The organism is Campylobacter sp. RM16190, from assembly GCF_012978835.1.
In the GTDB taxonomy this organism is placed as follows: Bacteria; Campylobacterota; Campylobacteria; order Campylobacterales; family Campylobacteraceae; genus Campylobacter_A.
Genome location: NZ_LIWS01000003.1, coordinates 166560 through 190676 on the forward strand (window position 1 = coordinate 166560; position 24117 = coordinate 190676).

Sequence of the window (24117 nt, forward strand, 5' to 3'; positions counted from 1 at the left end):
CCTTAAAATTCCACAAAGTTATCAAAAGACTCTTCTTTTTCAGATACCAATTCTTTGTCCAAATATTTTTTTATTCTTGAGTCATTTTCAGCTATAATCTTTTTAAATTCGGCACTTACAGAGCCCTCTACACTGCGTTTTTTTACCTTAAGCATACTTTCTGGATTTATAGCCTTTTGATTTTTGTATAAGCCAAAATGCAGATGTGGTCCTGTACTCATTCCGGTATTTCCTACGTAGGCTACAAGTTGATTTTGCTTGACTTTTACACCTGATTTTATGCCCTTGGCAAAACCATTTAAATGCGCGTACAAGGTCTCATATCCTCCACTATGCCTTATTATCAGAACCTTGCCGTATCCGCCCTTTCTGCCTACAAATTTTACTGTTCCATCGCCCGCGGATTTTATAGGAGTACCTTTAGGTGCACCATAATCAACCCCAAGATGAGCCTTATATCTTTTTAATACTGGGTGATATCTCTTAAGTGTAAAAGGTGATGTTATACGCGCATTTGCTATAGGTCTGATAAGAAAAAATTTATCATTTTGCTTTCCGCTTTTATCGTAAAATTTATTCTCCATTTTATATACGGTGTGCTGTTTTTTATTTACCTCAATCATTGAAGAGTGAATTTCAGGCGTACCAAATACCCTGCCAAGCCTTCTTTTTTGAGTATAAACAATAATAAGCCTATCGCCTTTTTTAATCTTTCTAAAATCCACCTGCCCGCTCATAGCAACGCTAAAAGCATTTGCAAGCGCGATATTACCGGTATGATCTAAAATATCTTGATATGGAGAAACATTTATCTTGATGCTTAAAACTAGATCTTCTATCTGATATGATATTGGAGTTAACTGCACTTTAAATTTATCATTCACATCTTTATATATTTGAATTTGAAGCTCTTCGTTTATAGGGATTAAAACCTGTCTAATGCCGCCCTCGTCATCCCTTAAAATTTGATATTTTACGCCTGCCATTATCTCGCTTACAGCCTCTTTGTCCTCTCTGTCTAAGCTATAATAGATAGATAAGGGTATAGAGTTATTTTCAAGGAAGGTTAAAAATGTAGCGCCATTTGGCCATATAAGCTCTTCTACACTAGGTTTTGCGGCAAACAGCTGTAAAAAAAATGTCATAAATAATATTATTTTTTTTACCATAAGCTCCCCTAGATAAAGAATAGGTGTAATTATACTTTGAACTTACTTATATTTTGCAAAACTAAAGCGGTTTTAGGCTATAATCCTTTAAAATCTTAAAAATTTAGGAGAAAATTTGAAAAATATAGTAGCCTTTTTAGTTATTTTCATAACATCTTGTTTTGCGGCACAATTTAGCATGAATGAGTATAATGCTCCGCTAATAGAAGCAAAAGACGGATACGGCACAATAATAGACAGCCCTGATATAGTTGTCGGCTCAAGTGGTATAGTAATGCATAATTTCGGCCCGTCAAAAAGATCAATAATAGCTCGTGCGAGCGTAACAGAAAAAAGCGGAGGATTTGCCAAAGTTCGCTTTGAAGTATTTGACTCTTTGGAGCAAAAGGCTATGCCAATACCCGGAATTCTTCCTGCAAGAGGTGATACTATCATACTAAACTACTTATATAACCGTTCTTTAATAGTAGTTCCAAATAAGGAAATTTATGATGAAGTAGTAAACTCTTTTAAAAGCATGGAGTTTATACATCCTGATATTGTAGGCTCATATTTAAGCTACGAATATAAGCCAAATCCTAGTCGCAACGACTTTCGCAAAATGTGCTCTCAAAGTGCGGCCGGACTAATATTTATAGCGATGAACAACGAAGCCTTGTTTGCAGATTGTCAAAGCTTTGAAGTTTTAAAGAGATTTAAAAGCGGTTCGGTAAGCTACTATCAACTACCGTTTTATACTCGTGTTAAAGATATAGATACAGTATTTTGGAAATTTGGCTCAAGCAAGATAAGCGACTTTGATCGCCATTACAAATCACTTTTGAAAGATAAATAATGGAAAAAAGACATATAGATTTTTTTACTAGACTATTAAATCAAGACAATGCATATTTTGACAAGGCTCACCTTTTGGCATATAGCTACGATGCGACAAGAAAACGTCATCTGCCAGATGGGGTGCTTTTCCCAAGAGATGAGAGCGATGTAAGCGCTATTTTAAAATATTGTAACGAAAATAAAATTCCTATAATCGCGCGCGGAGCTGGAAGCGGCTTTACAGGAGGATCTTTAGCTATAGAGGGCGGTATAATTTTAGCCTTTGAAAAGCATATGAATAAAATTCTTGAAATAGATATGCAAAATATGGTTGCAGTAGTGCAGCCAGGCTGTATAAATATGGATTTGCAGCGAGCTGTAGAGGCTAAAGGGCTTTTTTATCCACCAGATCCTGCCAGTCAAGACTACTCTACAATAGGTGGAAACGTAAGCGAAAACGCTGGAGGTATGAGAGCCGCGAAATACGGAATTACCAAGGATTACGTAATGGCACTTAGAGCAGTGCTTCCAAACGGAGAGGTCGTAAGAGCTGGTAAGCGTACTATAAAAGATGTCGCAGGATACAATATAGCTGGCATTTTAATAGCTTCAGAGGGCACACTTGCTGTAATAACCGAAATTACCCTAAAGCTAATCGCTAAGCCAAAATTTAGAAAAACCGCTATGGGTGTATTTGACAGTGTAAATTCAGCTATGAATGCCGTATATAAGACCATGGCTGCTGGAGTAACACCTGTGGCGATGGAGTTTTTGGACAACTTAAGCATACGCGCGGTCGAGGAGAAATTTAATAAAGGCTTGCCTACAAATGCTGGCGCGATTTTAATAAGCGATGTTGACGGTGATATCGAGGCCGGCTTAGTGCAAGATCTAGAGATAATACAAAAAGTATTTAAGGAAAACGGGGCTAGCGATTTTAAAATTGCACGTGATGAAGCAGAAAGAAATGATATATGGTTTGCGCGCAGAAACTGCTCTCAAGCGATAAACATATATGGAACCTTGAAGCTAAACGAAGATATTACAGTGCCTAGATCAAAGCTTCCTGAACTGTTGGAAAAAATTAGCGAAGTAGCGGCTAAATACGGAGTGCAAGTACCTTGCTTTGGACATACCGGAGACGGCAACGTACATACAAACGTAATGGTGGTAGACAAGAACGATCCTGCACAGGTACAAAACGGGCATAAGGCGATAGAGGAAATTTTTAAGATCACCGTTGATCTTGGAGGCACACTTAGCGGCGAGCATGGCATAGGTATAAGTAAGGCCGAATTTATGCCACTTGCATTTACAGATGCAGAGATGGCTCTATTTAAGGAGATAAAAAAGGCCTTCGATCCGAATAATATTTTAAATCCGAACAAGATGGGGCTGTAAAACAAATTGAAATTTACAAAAGACGACTTAAAAGCATATATTAAAATCGCATTTAGTATCAAAGATAAGCAGCTGCTTCACTACGCTTCAAGCCTTAGCTTTCATACTATGCTTTCGATTATACCTGTGCTTTTAATCTCGTTTTCGATATTTACTCAAATGCCCAGCTTTAGCGTATACTACGGCAAGATAAAAGAATTTATATTCTCATCTTTACTACCTTCAAATCAAGAAATGATAACAGAACATATAGAGACCTTTTTACAAAACAGCTCGGCCTTAGGAGTGCTTGGTCTTGGCGCTATTATCTTTACTTCGATAATGTTTTTTATGGATTACGAATATGTGATAAATAAAATCATGAAGAGCGAAGGAAGAAATTTTTGGAGCTCTCTAAGTGTATATTGGACGCTTATTACACTAGCTCCCATAGGGCTTGGGCTTAGTTTTTATCTATCCAATATGCTTCAAAATTTATTAAATTCAAACTCATACACAAATTGGATAAATTTCTTAAGCATATTTCCATATCTAATCATTTGGGCGATTTTTTGCATCACATATCTCATATCAGTAAGCCGACCAATAGCCATCAGAAACGCTCTTTTTAGCTCCTTTATAGCCTCTCTTATCTGGTATTTTGGTAAAAACATATTTGTATTTTATGCGGTTAATAACAAGACCTATCTTAGTATCTACGGCTCATTTTCTGTCGTTCTTTTGTTCTTCTTGTGGGTTTATGTCTCTTGGATAATATTTTTATACGGAGTTAAACTTTGTAGCTTTTTAGAGCAAAGAGATAAAGCAAAAGAGATTGGAAAAAACGAGCAAGAGGGCTAAATTTCTGTTTTTTATACTAATTAAACTTAAAATATTATAGATTAAAAAGATATATAAATTTATATCCAAATTTACACTATCCGTCCTTAACTCTAAAAACCAAATTAAATTTTCATCGAAAATCCCGCCTAAATTTAGTAGATGAAGCACCAAACCAAGAGGGTAAAAAATCACAAAAATTAAACTCAGAGGCAACACGGCAAACTGCTGAAAGCTAATCAGAGGGAAAAAATATAAAACCGGTATTATCATAGCCAAATACACCCATAAATTTAGCAAGATAACATGAGCGAGATTTGAAAATTTATTACCAAAATGATGCAGATAAAGATAGATATAAAACACTCCTGCGCAAGAGAGATAAAAGCCGATACTAAACAACAGAGATGGCATAAAACTAACCGCAAAAGCTATCAAAATAAACAGAGCTTCAAAACTAATAATTCGCACATTTCTACTAAGCATATAAAAAATAAGCAAGCTCATCAAAAATGCGCGCAAAAAAGACGGCACAAAGTCTATCAGCATAATATAGCCAAATAAAAATATAAAAATAACTATACTTAGATCAAATTTCTCACTTCTAAAAGGAAAAAATCTAGCCTGAAAATAGCGATAAATAGGGCGCAATATAAAATACAAAAACCCAAAAATAATTCCCAAATGATAGCCGCTGATGGCTATTAGATGGGCTATTGCAAAGTGATTTACATCGCTTCTTAACTCCTTTGATATCGGAGTGGCTAAAAATAGCGCAGTATATAGCTCTTTTGCCTTTGATATGTCGTGTTGATTGGATATAAAATCATAGATTTTTTCTCTAAATTTATCCAGATATTTGCTATTTTCACTATATCTTATCTCTAAAATTCCAAAATTTGGCAGATAAAAACTACGGCTTAAATAATCGATAAAAGTAAGTTTATTTTTAATGGGACGAAGCAAAATTTTAGAATTTATCTCGGGCTCAAAATCCACTTTGGCGGTCGTATACAGCGTAAAATTTCCTGTTTTTAGCCTTAAAACTCGGTAAGTTTTACCTTTTTCATTTGTTTTTAGATAGCTTTGAAGCACCTTGGCTTGCAAAATTTCATACCTATCTGCCTTAAAGCCTTTAAATTCATAAAATTTGATAGCTAAATTAAAGGCTAAAACAAAAAGACAAAAAAGGCAAAACAGCCCTATTTCACGCTTGCTTTCAAAAACTTTATTACTATACATAAAGTGTTAAATTGCAAATTTAGCAAACGACCAAAACCCCATCAACCGGTAAATTCGGCCATATGAATTGCGCCAAAACTCTTATCGACAAAGCGGGTAAATTCTTTTTGAAATATTACATCAACCGTGCCGACAGGTCCGTTTCTGTTCTTGCCGATTATTATCTCTGCATCCTCTTCGATCTTGTTTGGTATAAATTTAGGCACATACTCTTTACCTTCGGCCTTGGCTCGCTTCTCGCGCTCCTTCTCCTCCTGCTCGAGATAGACCTCATCACGGTAGACGAAAAGTATCATATCCGCATCCTGTTCGATCGCTCCCGATTCTCTTAAATCACTTAGCATCGGACGCTTATTTGCACGCGCTTCAAGGCTTCGGTTTAGCTGAGATAGAGCGATTATCGGCATATCAAGCTCACGTGCAAGAAGCTTTAATCCGCGCGAAATTTCAGCGATCTGTAAGTGTCTATCGGAGTAGTTTGACGTAGCCATCATAAGTCCGATGTAATCAATCACGCAAAGCGAAATTTCAGGATGGCTCGACTTTAGCTTACGCATCTGAGTTCTTATCTGATGGATATTTACATATCCGCTATCATATACGAAAAACTTCTTATTAGACATATCCTCACAAGCATCGCTCATCCTGCTCCACTCCTCATCATCCATCTTTGCCGTCATTATGTTTTGAAGTGGGATTGAGGTTTTAGCAGAAAGCATCCTTAGCATAATCTGCTCGGCAGGCATCTCAAGCGAGAAAAAGACAACTCCGTTACCCCGCTGTAAAACATTACTCATTAAATTTAGACATATAGTGGTCTTGCCCATACCCGGACGAGCGGCAATGATGATAAGATCGCCGTTTTTAAAGCCTTTTGTTTTTTCATTTAATTCTTTAAATCCGGTATCTATTCCTACTATATCCTGGTTTTCAAGCATCTTTTGCTTCTCAAGATGAGCTAAGACATCTACTATGATCTCTTTGCTTTCCTTTATGACTCCAGCCGCCGAGCCCTCCACAAGTGAATAAAAGCTCTGGCTTAGCTCATCGACCATATCGCGGCTTGGCTTATCCTCGCTTACCTTATTTGGGATCTGGTGAGCTATCTGCACTAAAGATCGCTTTATCGATTTTTCCCTAAGTTCTGTTGCATATTTTTTAATATCCAGGATTGAGTTTGTACCAATAATATTTGCAAAAATTTCCTCATCAAATTTACTTCCTAACTTTGTCTTTAAAAATGTCGTCTCTATCGGCAAATCCGCATTCATGCACTCGACCATAGCCAAATATACGTCCGCATGACCTTTTAGATAAAAATCCCCGGCAGAAATAGTGTCAAAAATTTCAGCTAAATTATCTCCGCTATAGATGATAGAGCTTAAAATCGACCTCTCCATATCGAGGTCATAAAGATTATGCATATTTATCTCGTTCTTAGCCACGGCTCTTTATCTCCTCGTCAAGCTCTAGTAAAAACCTATCCACAAGCTCGTGCTCTTTCAGCCTTGCGACGACCTCTCCTCGGCGCATTATAAGCCCGCTTTCTTTGCCAAAAGCTATCGCCACGTCAGCACCCTTAGCCTCGCCTATCGCATTTACCACGCAGCCCATAACAGAGACGTTAAGCGGCTCTTTGATATGCTTTGTCTTTTCCTCGACTATCTTAATCGCCGCCATTAGATCGCTTTGAAGCCTCCCGCAGGTAGGGCAAGAGATGATATTTAGCCCCTCTTTTTGTCTTCCGCTATCTTTTAAAATAGCCTTTGCGACCTTTATCTCCTCTTCAAGCTCGCCCGTGATGCTCACTCTCATCGTATCGCCGATTCCTTCAAGCAAAAGCCCCCCAAGCGCAATAGACGATTTTATAGTCGCGTGAAAAGTGGTTCCAGCCTCGGTTACTCCTAAATGAAATGGATATATAACCTTTGGGCGAAGTTCACGGTAAGCCTGCATGGTACGCTCTACATCGCTTGATTTAAGAGAAATTTTAATATCCGTAAAATCAAAATCCTCAAGCAAATTTATGTTATAAATCGCAGAAGCCACCATAGCCTCAACCGTTCTACCATATTTATTCTCAAACTGCTCCTCTAGCGAGCCTGAATTTACACCGATTCTTATAGGTAAATTTCTTTGCTTGCATGCATCCACAACTGCTTTTATGCGCTCTTTTGAGCCGATATTGCCCGGATTTATCCGTACGGCATCTACAAATTCACTAACTATAAGTGCATATCGGTAGTTGAAGTGTATATCAGCTACCACAGGAAGCGGACTTTGCCTTACTATTTCGCGCAGAGCTGCAGCGTCCTCTTTGTCAAGTACCGCACAACGCACTATATCGCATCCTGCAAAATAAAGCCTGCTTATCTGCTCTAAGGTGCCTTTTATATCCCTTGTCTTAGAAAATGTCATCGACTGCACCGAGATGGGAGCATCACCCCCTATTAAAACATCACGAATTTTTATCTGTTTAGTTGGATATCTTTGCAAAATTTGCCTTTTAATTTTTTGGGTAATTATAAGAAATTTTCACTTTCAAAAGGCTCAAATTTAAATTATAAACCAAATTAAATTTAAACTGACACAAAACATCTAAGCATACATGCAATTTAATGCTTATTAAGCTTAAAATATATAAAATTAGCAGCTGTTTTTATTACTTACAAAACTTAACTAGGAGCCGAGCATGAACTCAAAATTAGCAAGAAGTGTTACGATTTTAATATCATTTTTACTAGTAATAGCACTAAGTATATTCTCTTTTGTCTCGTTTAATATAACAAAACAAGAGACAAAGACACTTATATCCTCATCTCAATACAGTATAGTAAAAGATGCGATAGAGTATATGCAAAACTACATGGATTCAAAGCTAAGCATAGTAAAATCAGTAGCTTCTTATATAGAGAGTTCGGAGTATAACGAAGATAATTTTGAGCAGATATTAAAGGTAGGTAGCCAATCTGGTAAATTTGTATCTTTATATGCAGGTTTTGAAAAAGACGGCAGGATGCTACGATCAAATGGAAACCACCAATACCCAAGCCTAAATGGATACGACCCAAGAGCAAGAGGATGGTATAAACAAGTCATATCGGCTAAAGATGCCGTTATCACAGATCCATATATCTCAACCAAAGATCAAAAACTAACTATATCATTCGCAGCCCCTATTAAAAAAGGCGGCAAACTATCAGGTGTTGTATCATCAGATATTACTCTTGAGAAATTAAGCGAAGTAATATCAAATATGAAACACCACAATGATGACTACATACTACTCATAGATAAAAATGCAAAAAGCATCATAAATCCTAATAAAGAGCTTCTAATGAAGGAGTCTGAGGTAAATAAAAATTTACTCAACTTCTTTAAGGATAGTTCTACAAAATCAACAACATACGCATTTAACGATAATAACAATGATATGGTTGCAGCGTGCCTAAAAGATGATATTACTGGTTGGTTACTATGCTCAGTAACCACAGCAAAAACATACAATCAAAGCATAGACAATCTATTCATATATCAACTCATCCTATCCATATGCTCTATACTGCTTATAGTGACCACTTTGGCTGTTGTATTAAATTTAAAACTAAAACCTCTATCCAAGATTAAAGAGGGGCTGTTTGAATTTTTTGCATATCTAAACGATAGCTCTAGGGAGTGCAAGCAAATAACAGTAAAATCAGACGATGAATTCAAACAAATGGCGGATCTTATCAACGAGAATATTAAAAATATAGCAGACGGTCTAAAAAAAGACACTAAAATGATAAATGATGCTAAGATGGTCTTTAAATCAGCATCTACAGGCAATCTAGGGCAAAATATTAACCAAACTCCTAATAATAGAAATTTAGAAGAGTTAAAAGACCTTATTAACAATTTTGTAAATACGCTAAAAACCGATATTCACGGCGTTGTTGAAATTTTAGGACTTTATACGAATAATGACTTTACAGCCAGAATCGATCTTGGAGATTCTAAAAGCGAAAAAAGAAAGCTTGGGGAGGGCATAAATTTCTTAGGTGAAGAGATGAGCAATATCCTTAGAAATTCACTTGAACAAAACAAAATGCTAGAAGAGAAATCTCAGGTGCTAAATTCATTTGTTCACAACCTATCCGAAGGCACAAACAAGCAAGCGGAATCTGTCCAAGAGAGCGTGCTAGCGATAGAAGAGATAAATAACTCAATGCACTCAATAAACGACAAAGCAAATCAAATCATAAACCAAAGCAACGACATAAAAAATATCGTCAGCATCATAAGAGATATAGCCGATCAGACAAATTTACTAGCTCTTAATGCGGCGATCGAGGCGGCACGAGCAGGAGAGCACGGACGCGGATTTGCCGTAGTGGCGGACGAAGTAAGAAATCTAGCCGAAAGAACGCAAAAATCACTATCCGAAATAGAAGCGAATATCAATATGCTATCTCAAGGCATAAACGATATGAGCCATAGCATATTTGAGCAGACCAAAGGCATAGATCAGATCAATCAGGCCATAGTCGAGATAGATAATGTAACAAGAGAAAATATTAAGATAGCAAAAAATACTAACGAAATTGCCTCACAGGTAAACGAAGCGGCAAAAATCGCTACGCAGGATGTGCGTAAAAAGAAATTTTAATTTTATTTGCAGGATCCGATTAGGAGAAATTCATCGGATCCATATCCACATCAAAGCCGAAATTTGAGCAAATTTTACCCGCTTTAATAAGCGGTATATGAGAATTTGATCTTAGTAGTATCTCGTATCTATACTTGCCGGAAATCATCTCTATAGCGCATTTTCCATGCCCTACTATCTGCAAATTTGACTCCTCGCTAGCTAGATTATTTAGCTCTTTTAGACACTCATTTAGCCTCTCTTTAGCTAAATTTTCATTTTTATCGCTTATAACTACTCGTAAAAGTCTAGCAAAAGGCGGATATAAGCCATCCCTGTAAGCTATCTCGTCGGCTAAAAACGAATCATAATCATCTATATAGCTTTTAAAAAACTCTTTTTGCAGGCTTTGTATCACGACTCTACCACGCCCTACTCGTCCCGCCCTGCCAGCCACCTGCATCGCAAGAGCCAAGGTTCTCTCACGAGACCTAAAGTCAGGAAAATTTAGAAGCTCATCTATGCCCATTATTACAGCTAAATCCACGTTATGATAATCATGCCCTTTGCTTAGCATCTGAGTACCTACCAGAATTTGCACTTCACCGTCATTAAAGGCCTTTAGGCTCTTTTCTAACCTGCTTTGAGTTGTTATCTCATCTCTATCAAATTTGGCTATTTTGGTATCTTTAAAAGCCTCTTGAAGCTTTGCGGTAAGTTCATCCGTGCCTATTTTTTTGGCTTCTATCATCTCGCTTTCACAATTTTCGCAAGTTTTTACAACAGGCATTGTAAAACCGCAGTATTGACACTTTAACATATTGCGCCTCTTATAAAAGCTCATTCCAACGCTACAGAACGGACACTTTATCGTATGTCCGCAATCCCTGCAAACAAGATATTTAAAATTCGCTCTCGTAGGTACAAAGACCACAGCTTGCTTGCCTATACTTATACTTCTTTCAAGCTCTGATAAAATTTTTTGACTTAAACCCGTCTCACTCTCATCGTATATAAACTCTTTTTCACTCTTATAAAATGTTCCCTTTAGCCTAAAATTTGCTTGCTTAAAGTAAGTTACAAGACTTGGAGTTGCAGAGCCTAAAAGCACTTTTACATCAAATTTATTAGCTAAAAACAAAGCCAAATCTCTAGCGTTATATCGCGGATTTTGAGCTGATTTATAGCTCTCATCGTGTTCTTCATCGACTACTATCAAGCCTAAATTCGTAAACGGTAAAAATAGAGCCGATCTTGCACCGGCAATTAACTTTATCTCACCGCTTAAAAATTTAGTCAAAATTTCATTTCGTTTTTTTTGTGTAATTTTAGAGTGCCAAAGACCGAATTTATCGCCAAAATAGCTCTTAAGCCGCTTTTGCATCTGAGGAGTTAGAGAGATTTCCGGCATGAGAAACAAAACCTGATTTCCTTTATTTAGATATTCTTTTATTAAAGATATATATACTTCACTTTTGCCACTTCCAGTATCACCAAAAAGTAGGCTAGCCTTATGCTCTTTAGCAAATTTAAGAGCTTCTTTTTGAGCATCGCTCAAATTTGGCTCTTTGTTAAATTTACTATCCTCTAAAATAGGCTTTATACTATTGTCAAAAGGAGTAAAAAGTCCTGCGCTAACACATAAATTTGAGATATAGTAATATGAGATGAAGCTTAGAAGCGAAATTTGAATATCGGTTAGTTTGGTCGGTAAAATTTCTAAAATTTCAAGAGTTTTAAACTCGGGCTTTTGTATTTTTTTTAATACATAGCCTAGAGTTTTTTTATTTTTTATGTTTATGAGAACTTGCGTATAAGGAGAGATTTCATAGCCACTATGATAGGCAAGCGGCTTATAGTTTAGGCCGCTTGGTATTATCTCGTAATAGTTCATTACTCCGTTAGTTGTTTGCAAAGATCTTTGTTGGTATCGTCAGAGCAACCAAAAGAGCCGTTTGTTTTATCGTATTTAAATGTTACAGTTTTTCCAGCTACAGTAAATTCATAGTCATCTCCGCTCTTTTTCCAGCCTGAAGTGCCGCCATCACCTTTAGGCTTAATTCCGTCTCGCAAAACATTATCGAAAAGATTAGTGCTGGTAGCACTTTTTTCAAGATCGGGATATGTAAAAGTTCCGGATAGCATATTGGTATTTTTTATATTTACTATCGCACTTCTAATAGACGATATGTCAGCTCTAGCTCTAGTAATAATAGCGTCATCTCTAGTGGCGAATAGTCTAGGGACGGCAATAGCAGCTAAAATACCCAAAACTACAATAACAAATACAAGCTCAACCATTGTAAATCCGCGTTTCATTATCGTTCCTTTATTTTTATGTCATTTTATCACATATAAACTTATAAGTAATCTATTCTAAGGATTAAATTTGACATTAGAGCCACCAAATTTATGGGTTTTAGTAAGTTTTTTTACAGACTCAACTTCGTTAAAAGCTACACATATAGTATCGTTGCTTGTCCCTATATTTGAAACAGTTACTATACCGTCAGATACGGATATTTTTGAACAACCTTTATTTTTGACACTTAAAAAAACATCTGTATTTATAGAAGTAGTATTGTCAATAGCAGAGCCTGAATTATCTAGCAACAAATTCACACGAGTAATATTTTTCCATTTCGTATCGGACTTAAATCCTCCTACACTTGTATAATATGTAGATATATCCATAATAAGAGTGGCAAGACTTGATGCACTTTTTGATATCTCTGCATCATCTCTAGTTGCAGCCAACTTTGGGATAGCAACAGCAGCTAAAATACTTAGTAAAACAATCACAAAAATAAGTTCAATCATAGTAAATGCACGCTTCAACTTATTTCCCTTTAAATTTGCGCAGAATTTAAAAAAGCCCAAATCTACTAAAAGTAGAATCGGGCTTTTTATTATGTAAAATACACAACTAAAATATTAGTTAAATTTTACACTTCTTCCGCCAACTTGGTAAGTTTTTGCAGCCGGAGTATCGCCGAAAACATTTTTCATAGCAGGTATCTCAAATAGTTTCGGGCATTTACCAGTACTGTTATTAGGAGTTGCAGTAATAGTTCCTGCACCGCTGTCAAATGCCACTGTAATACATTCATCACTAATAACTTTTATTTTTCCGTCTGTTGTTGTTTGGGTCATATCCGGCCAATTACTTGAAAACTCGCCTTGAGAAGTATAATACGCTGTAAGATCGGAAATAAGCGTAGAATAGTTTGTAGCAGCCTTTGAAATCTCTGCATCATCCCTTGTTGCAGATAGTCTTGGGATAGCTACAGCAGCCAAAATACCTAAAATAACGATCACGAAGATCAACTCAATCATTGTAAAACCTTTTCTCATAAGAGACTCCTTAAATTTATTTCTACATACATTTATGTAGTTAAACGAATTATATGTTTTTAATACTTAAATAGATATAAATTTATACTAAATTTTTATAAAATCTTATATAAACAAAAAGAAATATTAAATTTTTAGCTATTTAAAGCCATATTGGCAGCCTTGGTCAAAAAGGCGGAACAAATTAAGATGACTCTATCCATGACTTCAATATCGCTTTTTATTTATATCTAAGCGTATTTAATAACAGAGTAGGATACTACGAATAGAGCTATGACTATACACAGAGTCAAAAATATAGTCGCCATTTTATTTCCTTTCTTTTAAATCGGTTAGTTCTTTAATCTTTTTATTTATCTTCTTAAAAAGTACAGATATTATGATCGATAATACAACTACGGCTATACCGACTAAGATTATATCTAAATTTTCCGCTTTTTGTCTGATGGTTACTATCCAACCTATAACAGCAAATAGAGCAGTAAGAAAAAATATAATTAATGATTTTAAAAAATCTATATCAGCTTTTAATCCCTCATTCTTACTCATAAATACCCTTAAATTTTATTTGGATTATAACATATTAAAATTTACTACAATATGGATTTTATAATATAAGTAATGATGTTATTGTGGGTTTGATACTAAATTTCAGCTTATCTCTTGGCTTAGTTTTTTAGCAAGATTTTCCAAATCACGCTCTTGCTGGTAGTTTTCGTAGCATTTTTGCACAAAGGCGCTTAACAGCTCTTTCACATCAAGATATTTCTTACCTCCCAAAAACACCTCCCAGTCGCGCTCAAAGCTCCTAGCAAAGTCATCTTCAAGGCTTATAGTATAGTCTCTTGATGCGATTGTAACTGTTATTTTTTTCATTATTTACCTAAAACGGCTTCGATTTTGCGGACTATATCGTCAGATTCTATATTTTTATTTTTGAGTTCATCTTCAAGGCGTAAAATCTGATTTGTTTTGGCTTCGTTTTGAGCTTTAAGCGCTATAAGCTCATTACGTAGCGCTTCGTTCTCATCGCAAATTTCATTATATTTGACAAGCAGGTCGTTTACTTTATCCGTAAGAGTATTTAATACTTTTTCGTTTTCAAACATAAGATCCCTTTATTTGGTATAATTTCCTCGAATTGTAACATAAAATAAGCTGTTTTTTAAAGAGGATAAATGAAAAATTTTGAAATTTCATCCAAATTTAGCCCAAGTCCCGATCAGACAAATGCTATAAATGGTATAGTAGAGTCTATAAGATCAGGCTCTAGCTATCAGACCCTGCTTGGAGTTACGGGTTCGGGCAAGACCTTTACTATGGCAAATGTAATAGCAAGGCTAAATATGCCGACTCTCGTAATGACACACAATAAATCTCTTGCGGCGCAGCTTTATAGCGAATTTAAGGGCTTTTTCCCAAATAATCATGTGGAGTATTTCATAAGCTACTATGACTATTATCAGCCTGAAGCATATATCCCCAGAAGCGACCTGTATATAGAGAAAGATAGCTCGGTAAACGAGGAGCTTGAGCGGCTTAGGCTCTCGGCTACGGCAAGCTTGTTAAGCTTTGATGATGTGATAACTATAGCTTCAGTATCTGCAAACTACGGCTTAGGAAATCCTAGCGAATATAAAGGTATGGTGCTATATCTAAAGGTAGGAGAAGCCTTAAATCAACGCAAACTGCTTAGTAAACTCGTAGATATGGGCTATAAGCGAAACGATGCCTACTTTGACCGTGGCGACTTTCGCGTAAATGGCGATGTGGTCGATGTCTATCCTGCGTATTATAACGACGAGGCACTTAGGATAGAGTTTTTCGGAGATGAGATAGATGAGATGTATCATTTTGACGTTTTAGACAATAAAAGGCTTAAAAGCATAGGCAAATTCACGCTTTACGCAACTAGTCAATTTATAGTCGGAGAGGATAGGCTAAAAATCGCGATTAAGCAGATTGAAGCGGAATTAGACGAGAGACTAAAGGAATTTAACGAGCAAGGCAAGCTCGTAGAGGCTCAGAGGCTAAAGCAGAGGGTTGAATTTGATCTGGAGATGCTAAATTCTACCGGAATGTGCAAAGGTGTCGAAAACTATGCCAGACATTTAACGGGTCAAGCTCCGGGAGAGACGCCATACAGCCTATTTGACTACTACGAAATAAGCGGAAAGGACTATCTAGTAATAATTGATGAGAGTCACGTGAGCTTGCCACAGTTTCGCGGAATGTATGCTGGTGATAAAAGTCGTAAAGAGGTGCTGGTGGAGTATGGATTTCGTCTGCCGTCCGCACTTGATAACCGTCCTTTGAAATTTGATGAATTTATCAATAAAAGAGCTAAATTTCTATTTGTATCGGCTACTCCAAACGAGCTTGAGCTTGAGCTCTCAAAGGGGCATGTGTATGAGCAAATTTTGCGCCCTACGGGACTTCTTGATCCGCTAATAGAGATAAAAGATAGCGATAATCAAGTGGAAATTTTATTCGACGAAGCAAAGCGAGTAATAGAGAGAAACGAAAGAGTTTTAGTAACGGTGCTAACTAAAAAGATGGCGGAGGAGCTAAGCAGATATTACACGGAACTTGGCATAAAAGTAAAGTACATGCACTCCGATATCGATGCAATAGAGCGAAACGAGATAATAAGAGGGCTTAGGGGCGGTGACTTTGATATGCTAATAGGCATAAACTTGCTTCGCGAGGGTCTTGACCTGCCCGAAGTAAGTCTAATAGCCATAATGGATGCCGATAAAGAGGGGTTTTTACGCTCTACTACAAGCTTAATACAAACAATGGGGCGAGCTGCCAGAAACGTAAACGGCAAAGTGATGATGTTTGCCAAAAAGATCACCAAATCCATGCAAGAGGCGATGGATACGACAAATTCTCGTCGCAAACTACAAGAAGAGTACAATAAGGCTAATAATATCACTCCAAAGAGTGCAAGCAGAAATATCGAAGAGAGCCTTCATATAGAGGACGAGGGCGAACTATATAGAAAAAATAAGAATTTAGAAAAGATGCCGGCTGCAGAGCGCGCTAAAATCGTAAAAGAGCTAAGAAAACAGATGCTTGAGGCAGCAAGTAAGCTTGAATTTGAAAAAGCGGCAGCTTTGCGAGATGAGATAGCAAAGCTAAGAAAATTGTAAATTAAATTTGGGCCAAATTTAGCCCAAATTTTAACTCTCTTTTAACAGTTTTGAAGCTATATGCTCCCTTTTTGCATTATCATTGTCTTTTTTGGTGGTTTTGTAGATTTTGCTTACATACTCCTCAAAGATCTCTTGAGAATTTATGCTGTTTTCGCCCTCTTTCACCTTCGCTTTATAGTACTCTCCATTTTTATAAAGCTCAAACGCAAGCTCGTTGTCGCTTAGTTGGATTCGCAAAAACTCAAGCAATCTATCTTGTAAATTTTGCTCGTAAATTGGTGTCATAAGCTCTAATCTACGCTCTAAATTTCTAGGCATCCAGTCCGCGCTAGAGATATAAAGCTGCGGTGTGGCGTGCTTGAAGTATAAAATTCTTGCATGCTCTAAATATTTGCCTATGATTGAGCGGACGCGAATGTTCTCACTAACCCCTTTTATGCCCGGTCTTATGCAGCAAATTCCTCTGACGATAAGATCTATACTAACCCCTGCAGCACTAGCCTCGCTTAAAGCATTTATGATATCGCTATCTACAAGCGCATTCATCTTGGCTATTATCTGGCCCTCTTTGCCCTTTTTGGTCTCATTTTTTATCATCTCCAAGACTCGCTCTTTAATTTGCATCGGAGACATCGAGAGAGTATTTAGTCTGCGATTTTTAGAAAATCCCGACAGGATATGAAAAAATGTGGTACTATCGTGAGCAAACTCGCTTTTGCTAGTAAAATAGCTCACATCGGTATAAATTTTAGCCGAACCACCATTATAGTTGCCTGTGCCAAAGTGCATATAAAATTTAAGTTTATCGCCTACTTGGCGGATCACTTGGCTGACCTTGGCATGTACCTTAAAGCCTGCAATTCCATATATCACGTGAGCACCGGCATCTTCAAGAGCCTTTGCCCAGTGCAGGTTATTTTCTTCATCAAATCTAGCCTTAAGCTCTACCATTACGGTTACTTGCTTGCCATCGCTTGCAGCATCTATTAAAGATTGAATAATAGGTGAGTTTTTATCCACTCTGTAAAGAGTCATTCGTATAGAAATCACTTTAGGGTCTTTGCTCGCCTCTTTTATAAATTTGACAACAGGATCAAAGCTTTCATATGGGTGCAAAATCAACACATCTTCTTTGTCTATCGCATCAAAAATAGGCATATGCTCACTAAAAGGCAAAAGAGTTCTAGGTGTATATGGCGGAAGTGCAAGATGAGAAAATTCCTTATTTCCCACTATCTGCCAGAGCGAATTTAACGTGAGTGGAACCGTGTACTCATAGATATCTTTGTAAAAAATCTTCATGTGAGTGTTTAGAAACTCGACTATATCGGCATCGGCGTCCTTTTGTATCTGCATACGGACAAAAGCGCCTTTTCTGCGAAGTTTAAGCCCCTGCTCCAATATCATCATAAAGTCATCGGCTTCTTCTTCCTCGATGATAATATCAGCATTTCTGGTGACTCTAAACGCCGCAGAGCTAATGAGTCTATACCCCGGGAAAATTTCTTCGGCATGCTCGTGGACTATAGTTTCAATAGGCACATAGACATTGTCCTGCGCTTGATAAAATCTTGGCAACACTCTAGAAATTCTTATCATTCCGTATTTTAAAATCTCAGGATGTTCGCTGTCTGCAAGCTTAACAGCCAGCGAAAAGCTAAGATTATTTAAGTGAGGGAACGGATGGGTCGCATCTACTGCGATTGGAACTATTACGGGAAGAATATTTGAGAAGAAATAGTCATCGCATTTTTTTCTAAGAGACTCGGGAATTTCGCTATAGTTTTTAATAAATAAATTTTGCTCTCCAAGCTCTTTTAAGGCATCTTTATAGTGTTTTTCCACTATATTAAGCTCATCTTTTATATATTTTCTAATCTCTCTTAACTGCTCTAACGGTGTCATTTCATCGCTTCCGCTTGCAACTATGCCTGCGGCAAAAAGCTGCTTAAGACCAGCTATCCTTATCATATAAAACTCATCTAAATTTGTCATATAGATAGCTATAAATTTAAGCTTCTCAAGCGGTGGGATAGGTTTTTCACACTGAGCTAGAACACGAGAGTTAAAACGTAGCCAACTAAGCTCTCTATTGATAAAAATACTTTCTTTATCATTCATCATTAATCCTTTTGAATAATATTAATTTTATACAAATTTAATTTTATTCAAGCTTTAATACTAATATTTTTAATAATTTTATTTTTTATTGTGTATAATTATTTTGAGTCAAGTTACCACAAGGAATAAAGATGAACGAATATGTTCTGGCAATCGGACTTTTAATAGCTGTTATGATAGTTTTTTATATTCTCAAGAAGATATCGATAGATTAAAATTTAAAAACCCTGCCTGAAATTTCAATGATTTAAGGCAGGATTTGGTAGATTAGAGTCCTTTTTCTTTTTTATACTCCAAAATCATAGCATAGGCTTCATCTTTTAGTCTTAGTTTTTCGCGTTTCATCTCTTCAATGCGAATGTGATCCAAGTGACTTCTGCCCTCTTCGGCATCTATGATTTTTTGATCCAAATCATTATGCTTATCAAAAATCGAAGCAAATCTCGCATTTGAGACTTTTAGCTCAGTGATTATATCCCTGTATTCGTGTAACATCTACCCTCCTTGAAATATTTATATAATTTTAGCAACTTAACTCTAATAAATGGTTTAAGAGCGATAGTCTGCGTTAATACTTACGTATTTATGACCCAGATCGCAACCGTAAGCACTAAATTGTGCATCTCCGACATTCAGATTGCAACTTATCGTATAGCTTGGTTTTTTCATTACCTGATGAGCTGCGAGTTCTCTTTTTTCATCAAGCTCTTTATGAAATTTATCATAAACCAAGACATCATCGTAATAAATTTCAAGCTTATCTTCATCGCACTCTACTCCGCTTGCGCCTATGGTGGATGCGATTCTACCCCAGTTTGGATCCTCTCCGAAGATAGCGGTTTTAACCAAAAGTGAATTTGAAAGAGCCTTTGCGGCATGCTCCGCCTCTTTTAAATTAAGTGCACCGCTTATATTAAATTCGACCACCTTAGTAGCTCCTTCTCCATCTTTAACAAGCATTAAAGCCAGCTCTTTAGTAATTAGTTTTAAAGCCTCTTTAAAAGCCTCTTTATCATAGACCCCGCTCTTTCTTGAGGTTAAAAGCATAACGGTATCATTAGTGGATGTATCGCCATCTACGCTTACGGCATTAAAACTACTCTCGCAAGCCTCTTTTAACAGCTCATCCATATCGGGTTTTGAGATATTGGCATCCGTTAAAATAAAACATAGCATAGTAGCAAGAGACGGATTTATCATACCTGCACCCTTACAGATAGCGGCGATTTTAAACTCTTTTTTATCATCAAATTTCACGCTTACGGCTATCTCTTTTTTAAAGCTATCCGTCGTCATTATGGCACCGACAACTCCATTGGAATCTCTTGAATCAAAATCGAATTTATCAAATGCGGATATAATTTTTTCTTTTTTAAGGCGATATCCTATGACTCCCGTAGAGCTCATAACGGGATTTACTAAATTTATATTTTTACTCAAATTTTTAAAAATTTCATCTATATCGTTTATGCCCGCTTCTCCTGTCATTGCATTTGCGTTTTTAGAGTTTAGCAAGATGAAATTTGTTCTAAAATTCTGCCTTTTTTTTAAAAAATGCCTAATCGGGGCGGCTTGAAATTTATTGCTTGTAAAAACGGAACTTATATCAACAGGCTCACTTGATCTTATAAATCCAAGATCATTACCCTCTTTTTTAAAGCCCGAATTTACCCCGCCAAAATAAAATCCATCTATATTCTCAAGTCCATTTTCAAGACGCTTTATCTCATACATATTTACACTCCTCAGGCTTATGCTTGCTTTTTACTACTTTTTTGGTCATTCGTATAGATTCTGCGGTGCCTATGACAAGCAGCTTCGTGCCTGTACCTATCAAGGTGTCTCCTCTTGGCATAGGAATAAATTTATTATTCATATCCCTTATGCCGACAACATCCGCATTTGTAATATTTCTTAAATTGGTCTCCTTAAGACGCTTAAATCTTATCCAAGAGTAATCAGGCACACTGATCTCTTCGATATCTATAGGGGAGTCCTTTTTGTATAAAAATTGCTCCAATAAATTTTCCATATCCGGGCGCACACTCATCGCACTTAAACGTTGCGCTACTAGTTTGGAAGGGCTTACGACATTATCTGCACCCAATTTTTTAAGGCGCTCTGTATCATCATCATTATCAGAATTTGTCATTATAAAATATGGTTTTTTTCTACCTATCTCTTTTTCATACAGTCTAACAGTGGCGATGAGAGCGATATTATCAGCGATATTTGGACTAAGAGTAATAAGCCCTTTGGCGCTTGAAAGATGGGTTTTTAAAAGTGCGATTTGAGTATGAGGCTGAGACATTATATAATAAGGATATTTGTATTTTTCGGCTATCTCGTGCATATCTTCGCGCGGATCAACGACAACAAAAGGGATATGATTATCTCTAAACTGCTTACTAAGTTCTATCGTATATAGACTATGATAACAAATTACAAAGTGATTTTTGAGTCTAGCGATCTTATAGAGCATTCGCCTCTCCTTTAAAATATTTATCAAAGAGCCTTTTTTTAAAACTTCCACTAGAATACCGATAGAAAATGTAAAAACGCAAAATCCAAGCAGAATAAAAGTGATAGTAAAAAGGCGACCGGCGGGTGAAATTGGAGCAACTTCAGTAAAACCTACCGTAGTAAAGGTCATTCCGGCCTGATATATAGCATCAATAAGACTGAAATTATCTATAGCAACATAGCCCAAAGCACCGACCATCATCATTAAAACGACTAGGATAAGCGGTAGGCGAAATGGGCGAAGTTGTTCGTATAGTTCTGTATTTAAATTTATTTCCGGTTTAGAGAAGCTAGACCAGTTGAGGAATTTTTGGATCTTTTTTATAAAAGACATAATCCCTCTTTATTTATAAAACTTGCAAATTATGAACGCGATTGCTTTCTCATAGTTCTAAGCGTAGAAGCGGCTACTTTAATTCTTCTTGTTGTTCCGTCTTCAAGCATTACTCTAATAGTTCTAAGATTTGGCAAAAATCTTCTCTTGGTTCTATTTTTAGCGTGGCTTACATTGTTTCCAACCATAGGGCCTTTGCCTGTGATATCGCATATTTTTGACATATTTTTCCTTCAAAACAAAAATTTCTGCTGATTTTATCCAAAAAAAGCAAAATATTAACTTAAATAAATTTTAGAATATAGGTTATCTTAAAATTATTATATGCAATATTTAAACTCATTTTATGAATATAAAGGATAGAATATTAAAAGATTATTTTTACAAAATTGGCAGATAGATACGATAATGATAAAACAAGAAAGTATAGATGAGTTAATCGCTCAAATACCTGCGATTCCGGCTATTTTAAAATCATGTGAAAATACTCTTGCTTCCGGAGATTTAGCCAAAGCAGCTGCTATTGCCAAAAACGATTTGGCATTAGTAGAATATATGCGCTCTATCATCAACAAGCCGATTTTTGGATTCAAAAAAGAGATCAAAGATATATCTCAAATCTTTTCCGCTCTTGGCGCAGATAGAACTACCGATATTTTATACTCTTATTACGTATTACTGACGACACCTAAAAAATGGAAAATTTTCAATCTAGACACACAAAAATTTGCAAATTTGCAAGCCAATTTTATGATCGATTGGGGAAAGATATTAAAAGAAATAAAGGTAGATAATAAGGATATTTTTAAATCCATAACAATAATACCATCAAGCATATCCGTATGTGAAAAAATATTCTCGGAAAACGCAGAAAATTTAAAACACGTATTAAGAACTAGCGGACTTAGCTACAATACGATTTTAAAGAGAGAACTAGGTTTTGATATATTTGAAATATGTTGTAAGATAGCTGAAAAATGGCAGCTGAGCAACATTGTAGTAGATATTTTTCAAAATTTATCCAAACAAGAGGAGCAAACAACAATAACCAAATATATACATTTGCTAATATCATACGAGCTATCAAAGCCGGAATTTGCAAATTCCGGCTTTGGAGAGATGTTTGAGTTTAATTGTAACGCCTCACCTAAAGAGCTTGAGACTTTTATGAAAGCGATAGGGTATGAAACCAAAAATTAAAGATAATGTAGTCATATTCTATCCTCACGGCTTTTTAGACGGAGATGCCTCAAAATATGAGATAGACTTGGCAACCAAAGAGTTAATCTTTTCAAAAAAAATAGAATGCATACTAATATCACTTAAAAAAGTTGTCTATTTTAACAAAATAGGCATTAACTCTATCTCATTGACAATGTATGAAATGGCAAAAAAAGTGTATGCCAATGTGGCATTTTGCGACTATGACGAGACAAAATTTAAAGCGCTAAGAGAGATGTCTCCTCAAAGCCTAAATCTATCATTCTTTGATAGTGAAGAGATAGCCATGCTATTTTTTGGAAATACCGAAAAATCAACCAAAGAAAAAAAGATAATCCTATTTCACGAAAATCAAGAGCAAAAAAATCAAATTTCACTAAAGCTTGTCGGAAGAGGCTACATAGTCTATACAGCAAAAGATGTAAACGAGTTTAAAAACTCAGCTAAAAACTATAATATCAAAATTCATTTAACACATATCAATATAAATGAAAAAACCATAGCCGTACAAGTAAGAGAAAATGTCGTTATTTATAAGCTTACGGGCTTTATAGACTCAAATTTTGCCGAAAATTTCGACATGTCGGCTCACAACAACTCTCTTAAAATAGGGTTTAAATTTTTCGTATTCGATGCAACAAAAGCAAGATCGGCCAATATTCACGGTGTAAGCTTTTTAGCCAAACTATCTATATCGAGCGCCGAATACGGTGCCACTATTGCGATTTGCGGACTTAGCGGCTCAAATACATCTGAAGCGCTTAGAAACGACTTGGAAGATTCGGGAATTTTACTATATAATAACGTCGAAGATTTTTTCAATGATGACGGAAGTATAAACGGCGGTCCCGGAATGAAAGAGTCGATGCCACATAACATCACTAGAAATTTAGTTCAATTATTGCCTATCATTTTAGAAACAGCTATAGACACCTTATCCTCTATGGCAAAAATTAAAGTAGAGCGCGGTGAAATTTTTGTTAAAACATTTGACTTCGATCAAAAAGCGCTAACAGGATGCATAGGCTTTTACGGCGATATTGACGCTAAAATTTTACTCTCCCTTGATAAAAGTATAGTACAAAAAGCTTGCGCTATACTTTTGCAAGATGACAAAGAGGCATCATTAAACAGTGCTTTTGGTAATTTTATGATAATAATAGGAAATAAAATTCTATCCTTATTAGAGTCAAAAAAGATAAAGGTAGATATTACGATGCCAAATGTTTTTGAAAACTATATTCAAGACGGCGATACCGTTAGCAAAGGCGCTTTTATTGAGCTTGTTAGTGATGGAACAAAGGGCGCTTTATTTTTAAGTAGATAACAAAG

General features: G+C 36.2%; 23 protein-coding genes and 1 pseudogene. 8 read left to right on the plus strand and 16 right to left on the minus strand.

What is annotated here, in order from left to right:
- Positions 1-2: 2 nt before the first annotated feature.
- Complete coding sequence (locus tag CDOM16190_RS04650; protein ID WP_170019088.1) at positions 3-1169, minus strand: peptidoglycan DD-metalloendopeptidase family protein; 1167 nt, start codon at positions 1167-1169, stop codon at positions 3-5.
- Positions 1170-1347: 178 nt separating this feature from the next.
- Between CDOM16190_RS04650 and CDOM16190_RS04655 the strand changes: the two genes are divergently transcribed.
- The 3 genes from CDOM16190_RS04655 to CDOM16190_RS04665 are packed head-to-tail and all read left to right on the plus strand — an operon-like array spanning position 1348 to position 4226.
- On the plus strand, positions 1348-2004 hold the full coding sequence (locus CDOM16190_RS04655; RefSeq protein WP_170019172.1) for a plasminogen-binding N-terminal domain-containing protein: 657 nt from the start codon (positions 1348-1350) through the stop codon (positions 2002-2004).
- Positions 2004-3386, plus strand: coding sequence for an FAD-linked oxidase C-terminal domain-containing protein (locus CDOM16190_RS04660; RefSeq protein WP_170019089.1), 1383 nt, complete (start codon positions 2004-2006; stop codon positions 3384-3386). The genes CDOM16190_RS04655 and CDOM16190_RS04660 overlap by 1 nt, the downstream gene beginning before the upstream one ends.
- 6 nt (positions 3387-3392) lie before the next feature.
- On the plus strand, positions 3393-4226 hold the full coding sequence (locus CDOM16190_RS04665) for a YihY family inner membrane protein (RefSeq protein ID WP_211437404.1): 834 nt from the start codon (positions 3393-3395) through the stop codon (positions 4224-4226).
- Here the strand turns inward: CDOM16190_RS04665 and CDOM16190_RS04670 are convergent.
- The 3 genes from CDOM16190_RS04670 to ispG are packed head-to-tail and all read right to left on the minus strand — an operon-like array spanning position 4173 to position 7946.
- Positions 4173-5447, minus strand: coding sequence for a ComEC/Rec2 family competence protein (locus CDOM16190_RS04670; protein ID WP_170019090.1), 1275 nt, complete (start codon positions 5445-5447; stop codon positions 4173-4175). The two genes, CDOM16190_RS04665 and CDOM16190_RS04670, sit on opposite strands and share 54 nt — an antisense overlap.
- 41 nt (positions 5448-5488) lie before the next feature.
- Positions 5489-6871 (minus strand): replicative DNA helicase, encoded by a 1383-nt coding sequence (locus tag CDOM16190_RS04675; protein WP_211437413.1) that lies wholly within the window; start codon positions 6869-6871, stop codon positions 5489-5491.
- 13 nt (positions 6872-6884) lie between these two features.
- On the minus strand, positions 6885-7946 hold the full coding sequence (ispG, locus tag CDOM16190_RS04680; RefSeq protein WP_349644377.1) for a flavodoxin-dependent (E)-4-hydroxy-3-methylbut-2-enyl-diphosphate synthase: 1062 nt from the start codon (positions 7944-7946) through the stop codon (positions 6885-6887).
- A 193-nt stretch (positions 7947-8139) separates the two neighbouring features.
- On the opposite strand from ispG, the pseudogene CDOM16190_RS10945 reads away from it, so the two are divergent.
- Positions 8140-8931: pseudogene (locus CDOM16190_RS10945) on the plus strand (PDC sensor domain-containing protein); the annotation flags it as partial.
- A gap of 723 nt (positions 8932-9654) precedes the next feature.
- Entirely contained in the window at positions 9655-10095 is a 441-nt protein-coding gene (locus tag CDOM16190_RS10950; protein ID WP_442863535.1) for a methyl-accepting chemotaxis protein, read from the plus strand.
- Between the two features lie 19 nt (positions 10096-10114).
- Here the strand turns inward: CDOM16190_RS10950 and CDOM16190_RS04690 are convergent, their stop codons facing one another.
- From CDOM16190_RS04690 to CDOM16190_RS04720, 7 genes are all read right to left on the minus strand, one after another.
- Positions 10115-11968 (minus strand): primosomal protein N', encoded by a 1854-nt coding sequence (locus CDOM16190_RS04690; protein WP_170019094.1) that lies wholly within the window; start codon positions 11966-11968, stop codon positions 10115-10117.
- Positions 11968-12393: a type II secretion system protein gene (locus CDOM16190_RS10835; RefSeq protein ID WP_170019095.1), complete on the minus strand. Its 426-nt coding sequence runs from the start codon at positions 12391-12393 to the stop codon at positions 11968-11970. Before CDOM16190_RS10835 ends, CDOM16190_RS04690 begins: the two co-directional genes overlap by 1 nt.
- A 57-nt stretch (positions 12394-12450) precedes the next feature.
- Complete coding sequence (locus CDOM16190_RS04700) at positions 12451-12912, minus strand: type II secretion system protein (protein WP_170019096.1); 462 nt, start codon at positions 12910-12912, stop codon at positions 12451-12453.
- Positions 12913-13008: 96 nt separating this feature from the next.
- Positions 13009-13428 (minus strand): type II secretion system protein, encoded by a 420-nt coding sequence (locus CDOM16190_RS04705; protein ID WP_170019097.1) that lies wholly within the window; start codon positions 13426-13428, stop codon positions 13009-13011.
- Between the two features lie 309 nt (positions 13429-13737).
- Positions 13738-13977 carry a hypothetical protein gene (locus CDOM16190_RS04710; RefSeq protein WP_169973725.1) on the minus strand — a complete coding sequence of 80 codons (240 nt, stop codon included), beginning with the start codon at positions 13975-13977 and terminating at the stop codon, positions 13738-13740.
- Between the two features lie 102 nt (positions 13978-14079).
- Positions 14080-14304: a hypothetical protein gene (locus CDOM16190_RS04715; RefSeq protein ID WP_169973723.1), complete on the minus strand. Its 225-nt coding sequence runs from the start codon at positions 14302-14304 to the stop codon at positions 14080-14082.
- Complete coding sequence (locus tag CDOM16190_RS04720; protein ID WP_169973721.1) at positions 14304-14537, minus strand: hypothetical protein; 234 nt, start codon at positions 14535-14537, stop codon at positions 14304-14306. Before CDOM16190_RS04720 ends, CDOM16190_RS04715 begins: the two co-directional genes overlap by 1 nt.
- A gap of 69 nt (positions 14538-14606) precedes the next feature.
- Between CDOM16190_RS04720 and uvrB the strand changes: the two genes are divergently transcribed.
- Positions 14607-16583 carry an excinuclease ABC subunit UvrB gene (uvrB, locus tag CDOM16190_RS04725; protein WP_170019098.1) on the plus strand — a complete coding sequence of 659 codons (1977 nt, stop codon included), beginning with the start codon at positions 14607-14609 and terminating at the stop codon, positions 16581-16583.
- A gap of 30 nt (positions 16584-16613) precedes the next feature.
- On the opposite strand, the gene CDOM16190_RS04730 is transcribed toward uvrB, so the two are convergent.
- The 5 genes from CDOM16190_RS04730 to rpmB all read right to left on the minus strand — a co-directional run bounded on the left by CDOM16190_RS04730 (position 16614) and on the right by rpmB (position 21788).
- Positions 16614-18707 (minus strand): RNA degradosome polyphosphate kinase, encoded by a 2094-nt coding sequence (locus tag CDOM16190_RS04730; protein ID WP_170019099.1) that lies wholly within the window; start codon positions 18705-18707, stop codon positions 16614-16616.
- A 267-nt stretch (positions 18708-18974) separates the two neighbouring features.
- A complete protein-coding gene (locus CDOM16190_RS04735; RefSeq protein WP_169973716.1) occupies positions 18975-19202 on the minus strand; it encodes an HP1242/YdcH family protein in 228 nt (75 codons plus the stop codon).
- 54 nt (positions 19203-19256) lie between these two features.
- Positions 19257-20441 carry a bifunctional glutamate N-acetyltransferase/amino-acid acetyltransferase ArgJ gene (gene argJ, locus CDOM16190_RS04740; protein WP_170019100.1) on the minus strand — a complete coding sequence of 395 codons (1185 nt, stop codon included), beginning with the start codon at positions 20439-20441 and terminating at the stop codon, positions 19257-19259.
- Positions 20434-21564: a potassium channel family protein gene (locus tag CDOM16190_RS04745; RefSeq protein ID WP_169973712.1), complete on the minus strand. Its 1131-nt coding sequence runs from the start codon at positions 21562-21564 to the stop codon at positions 20434-20436. Before CDOM16190_RS04745 ends, argJ begins: the two co-directional genes overlap by 8 nt.
- A 29-nt stretch (positions 21565-21593) precedes the next feature.
- Entirely contained in the window at positions 21594-21788 is a 195-nt protein-coding gene (gene rpmB, locus CDOM16190_RS04750) for a 50S ribosomal protein L28 (RefSeq protein ID WP_169973710.1), read from the minus strand.
- A 184-nt stretch (positions 21789-21972) separates the two neighbouring features.
- Here rpmB and CDOM16190_RS04755 point away from each other — a divergent pair, with 184 nt between their 5' ends.
- Positions 21973-22764: an HDOD domain-containing protein gene (locus tag CDOM16190_RS04755; RefSeq protein ID WP_170019101.1), complete on the plus strand. Its 792-nt coding sequence runs from the start codon at positions 21973-21975 to the stop codon at positions 22762-22764.
- Positions 22748-24112 carry a sulfate transporter gene (locus CDOM16190_RS04760; protein WP_170019102.1) on the plus strand — a complete coding sequence of 455 codons (1365 nt, stop codon included), beginning with the start codon at positions 22748-22750 and terminating at the stop codon, positions 24110-24112. Before CDOM16190_RS04755 ends, CDOM16190_RS04760 begins: the two co-directional genes overlap by 17 nt.
- Positions 24113-24117: the final 5 nt, after the last annotated feature.

Coding starts and splice junctions, on each gene's coding strand:
- CDOM16190_RS04720 (WP_169973721.1), bottom strand. CDS start 14,537: ATGTTTGAAAACGAAAAAGTATTAAATACTCTTACGGATAAAGTAAAC.
- CDOM16190_RS04710 (WP_169973725.1), bottom strand. CDS start 13,977: ATGAGTAAGAATGAGGGATTAAAAGCTGATATAGATTTTTTAAAATCA.
- uvrB (WP_170019098.1), top strand. CDS start 14,607: ATGAAAAATTTTGAAATTTCATCCAAATTTAGCCCAAGTCCCGATCAG.
- CDOM16190_RS04655 (WP_170019172.1), top strand. CDS start 1,348: ATGAATGAGTATAATGCTCCGCTAATAGAAGCAAAAGACGGATACGGC.
- CDOM16190_RS04735 (WP_169973716.1), bottom strand. CDS start 19,202: ATGTTACACGAATACAGGGATATAATCACTGAGCTAAAAGTCTCAAAT.
- CDOM16190_RS04650 (WP_170019088.1), bottom strand. CDS start 1,169: ATGGTAAAAAAAATAATATTATTTATGACATTTTTTTTACAGCTGTTT.
- CDOM16190_RS04730 (WP_170019099.1), bottom strand. CDS start 18,707: ATGAATGATAAAGAAAGTATTTTTATCAATAGAGAGCTTAGTTGGCTA.
- CDOM16190_RS04660 (WP_170019089.1), top strand. CDS start 2,004: ATGGAAAAAAGACATATAGATTTTTTTACTAGACTATTAAATCAAGAC.
- CDOM16190_RS04670 (WP_170019090.1), bottom strand. CDS start 5,447: ATGTATAGTAATAAAGTTTTTGAAAGCAAGCGTGAAATAGGGCTGTTT.
- CDOM16190_RS10835 (WP_170019095.1), bottom strand. CDS start 12,393: ATGAAACGCGGATTTACAATGGTTGAGCTTGTATTTGTTATTGTAGTT.
- CDOM16190_RS04760 (WP_170019102.1), top strand. CDS start 22,748: ATGAAACCAAAAATTAAAGATAATGTAGTCATATTCTATCCTCACGGC.
- CDOM16190_RS04715 (WP_169973723.1), bottom strand. CDS start 14,304: ATGAAAAAAATAACAGTTACAATCGCATCAAGAGACTATACTATAAGC.
- CDOM16190_RS04745 (WP_169973712.1), bottom strand. CDS start 21,564: ATGTCTTTTATAAAAAAGATCCAAAAATTCCTCAACTGGTCTAGCTTC.
- rpmB (WP_169973710.1), bottom strand. CDS start 21,788: ATGTCAAAAATATGCGATATCACAGGCAAAGGCCCTATGGTTGGAAAC.
- argJ (WP_170019100.1), bottom strand. CDS start 20,441: ATGTATGAGATAAAGCGTCTTGAAAATGGACTTGAGAATATAGATGGA.
- CDOM16190_RS04690 (WP_170019094.1), bottom strand. CDS start 11,968: ATGAACTATTACGAGATAATACCAAGCGGCCTAAACTATAAGCCGCTT.
- CDOM16190_RS10950 (WP_442863535.1), top strand. CDS start 9,655: ATGCACTCAATAAACGACAAAGCAAATCAAATCATAAACCAAAGCAAC.
- CDOM16190_RS04675 (WP_211437413.1), bottom strand. CDS start 6,871: ATGCATAATCTTTATGACCTCGATATGGAGAGGTCGATTTTAAGCTCT.
- CDOM16190_RS04755 (WP_170019101.1), top strand. CDS start 21,973: ATGATAAAACAAGAAAGTATAGATGAGTTAATCGCTCAAATACCTGCG.
- CDOM16190_RS04705 (WP_170019097.1), bottom strand. CDS start 13,428: ATGAGAAAAGGTTTTACAATGATTGAGTTGATCTTCGTGATCGTTATT.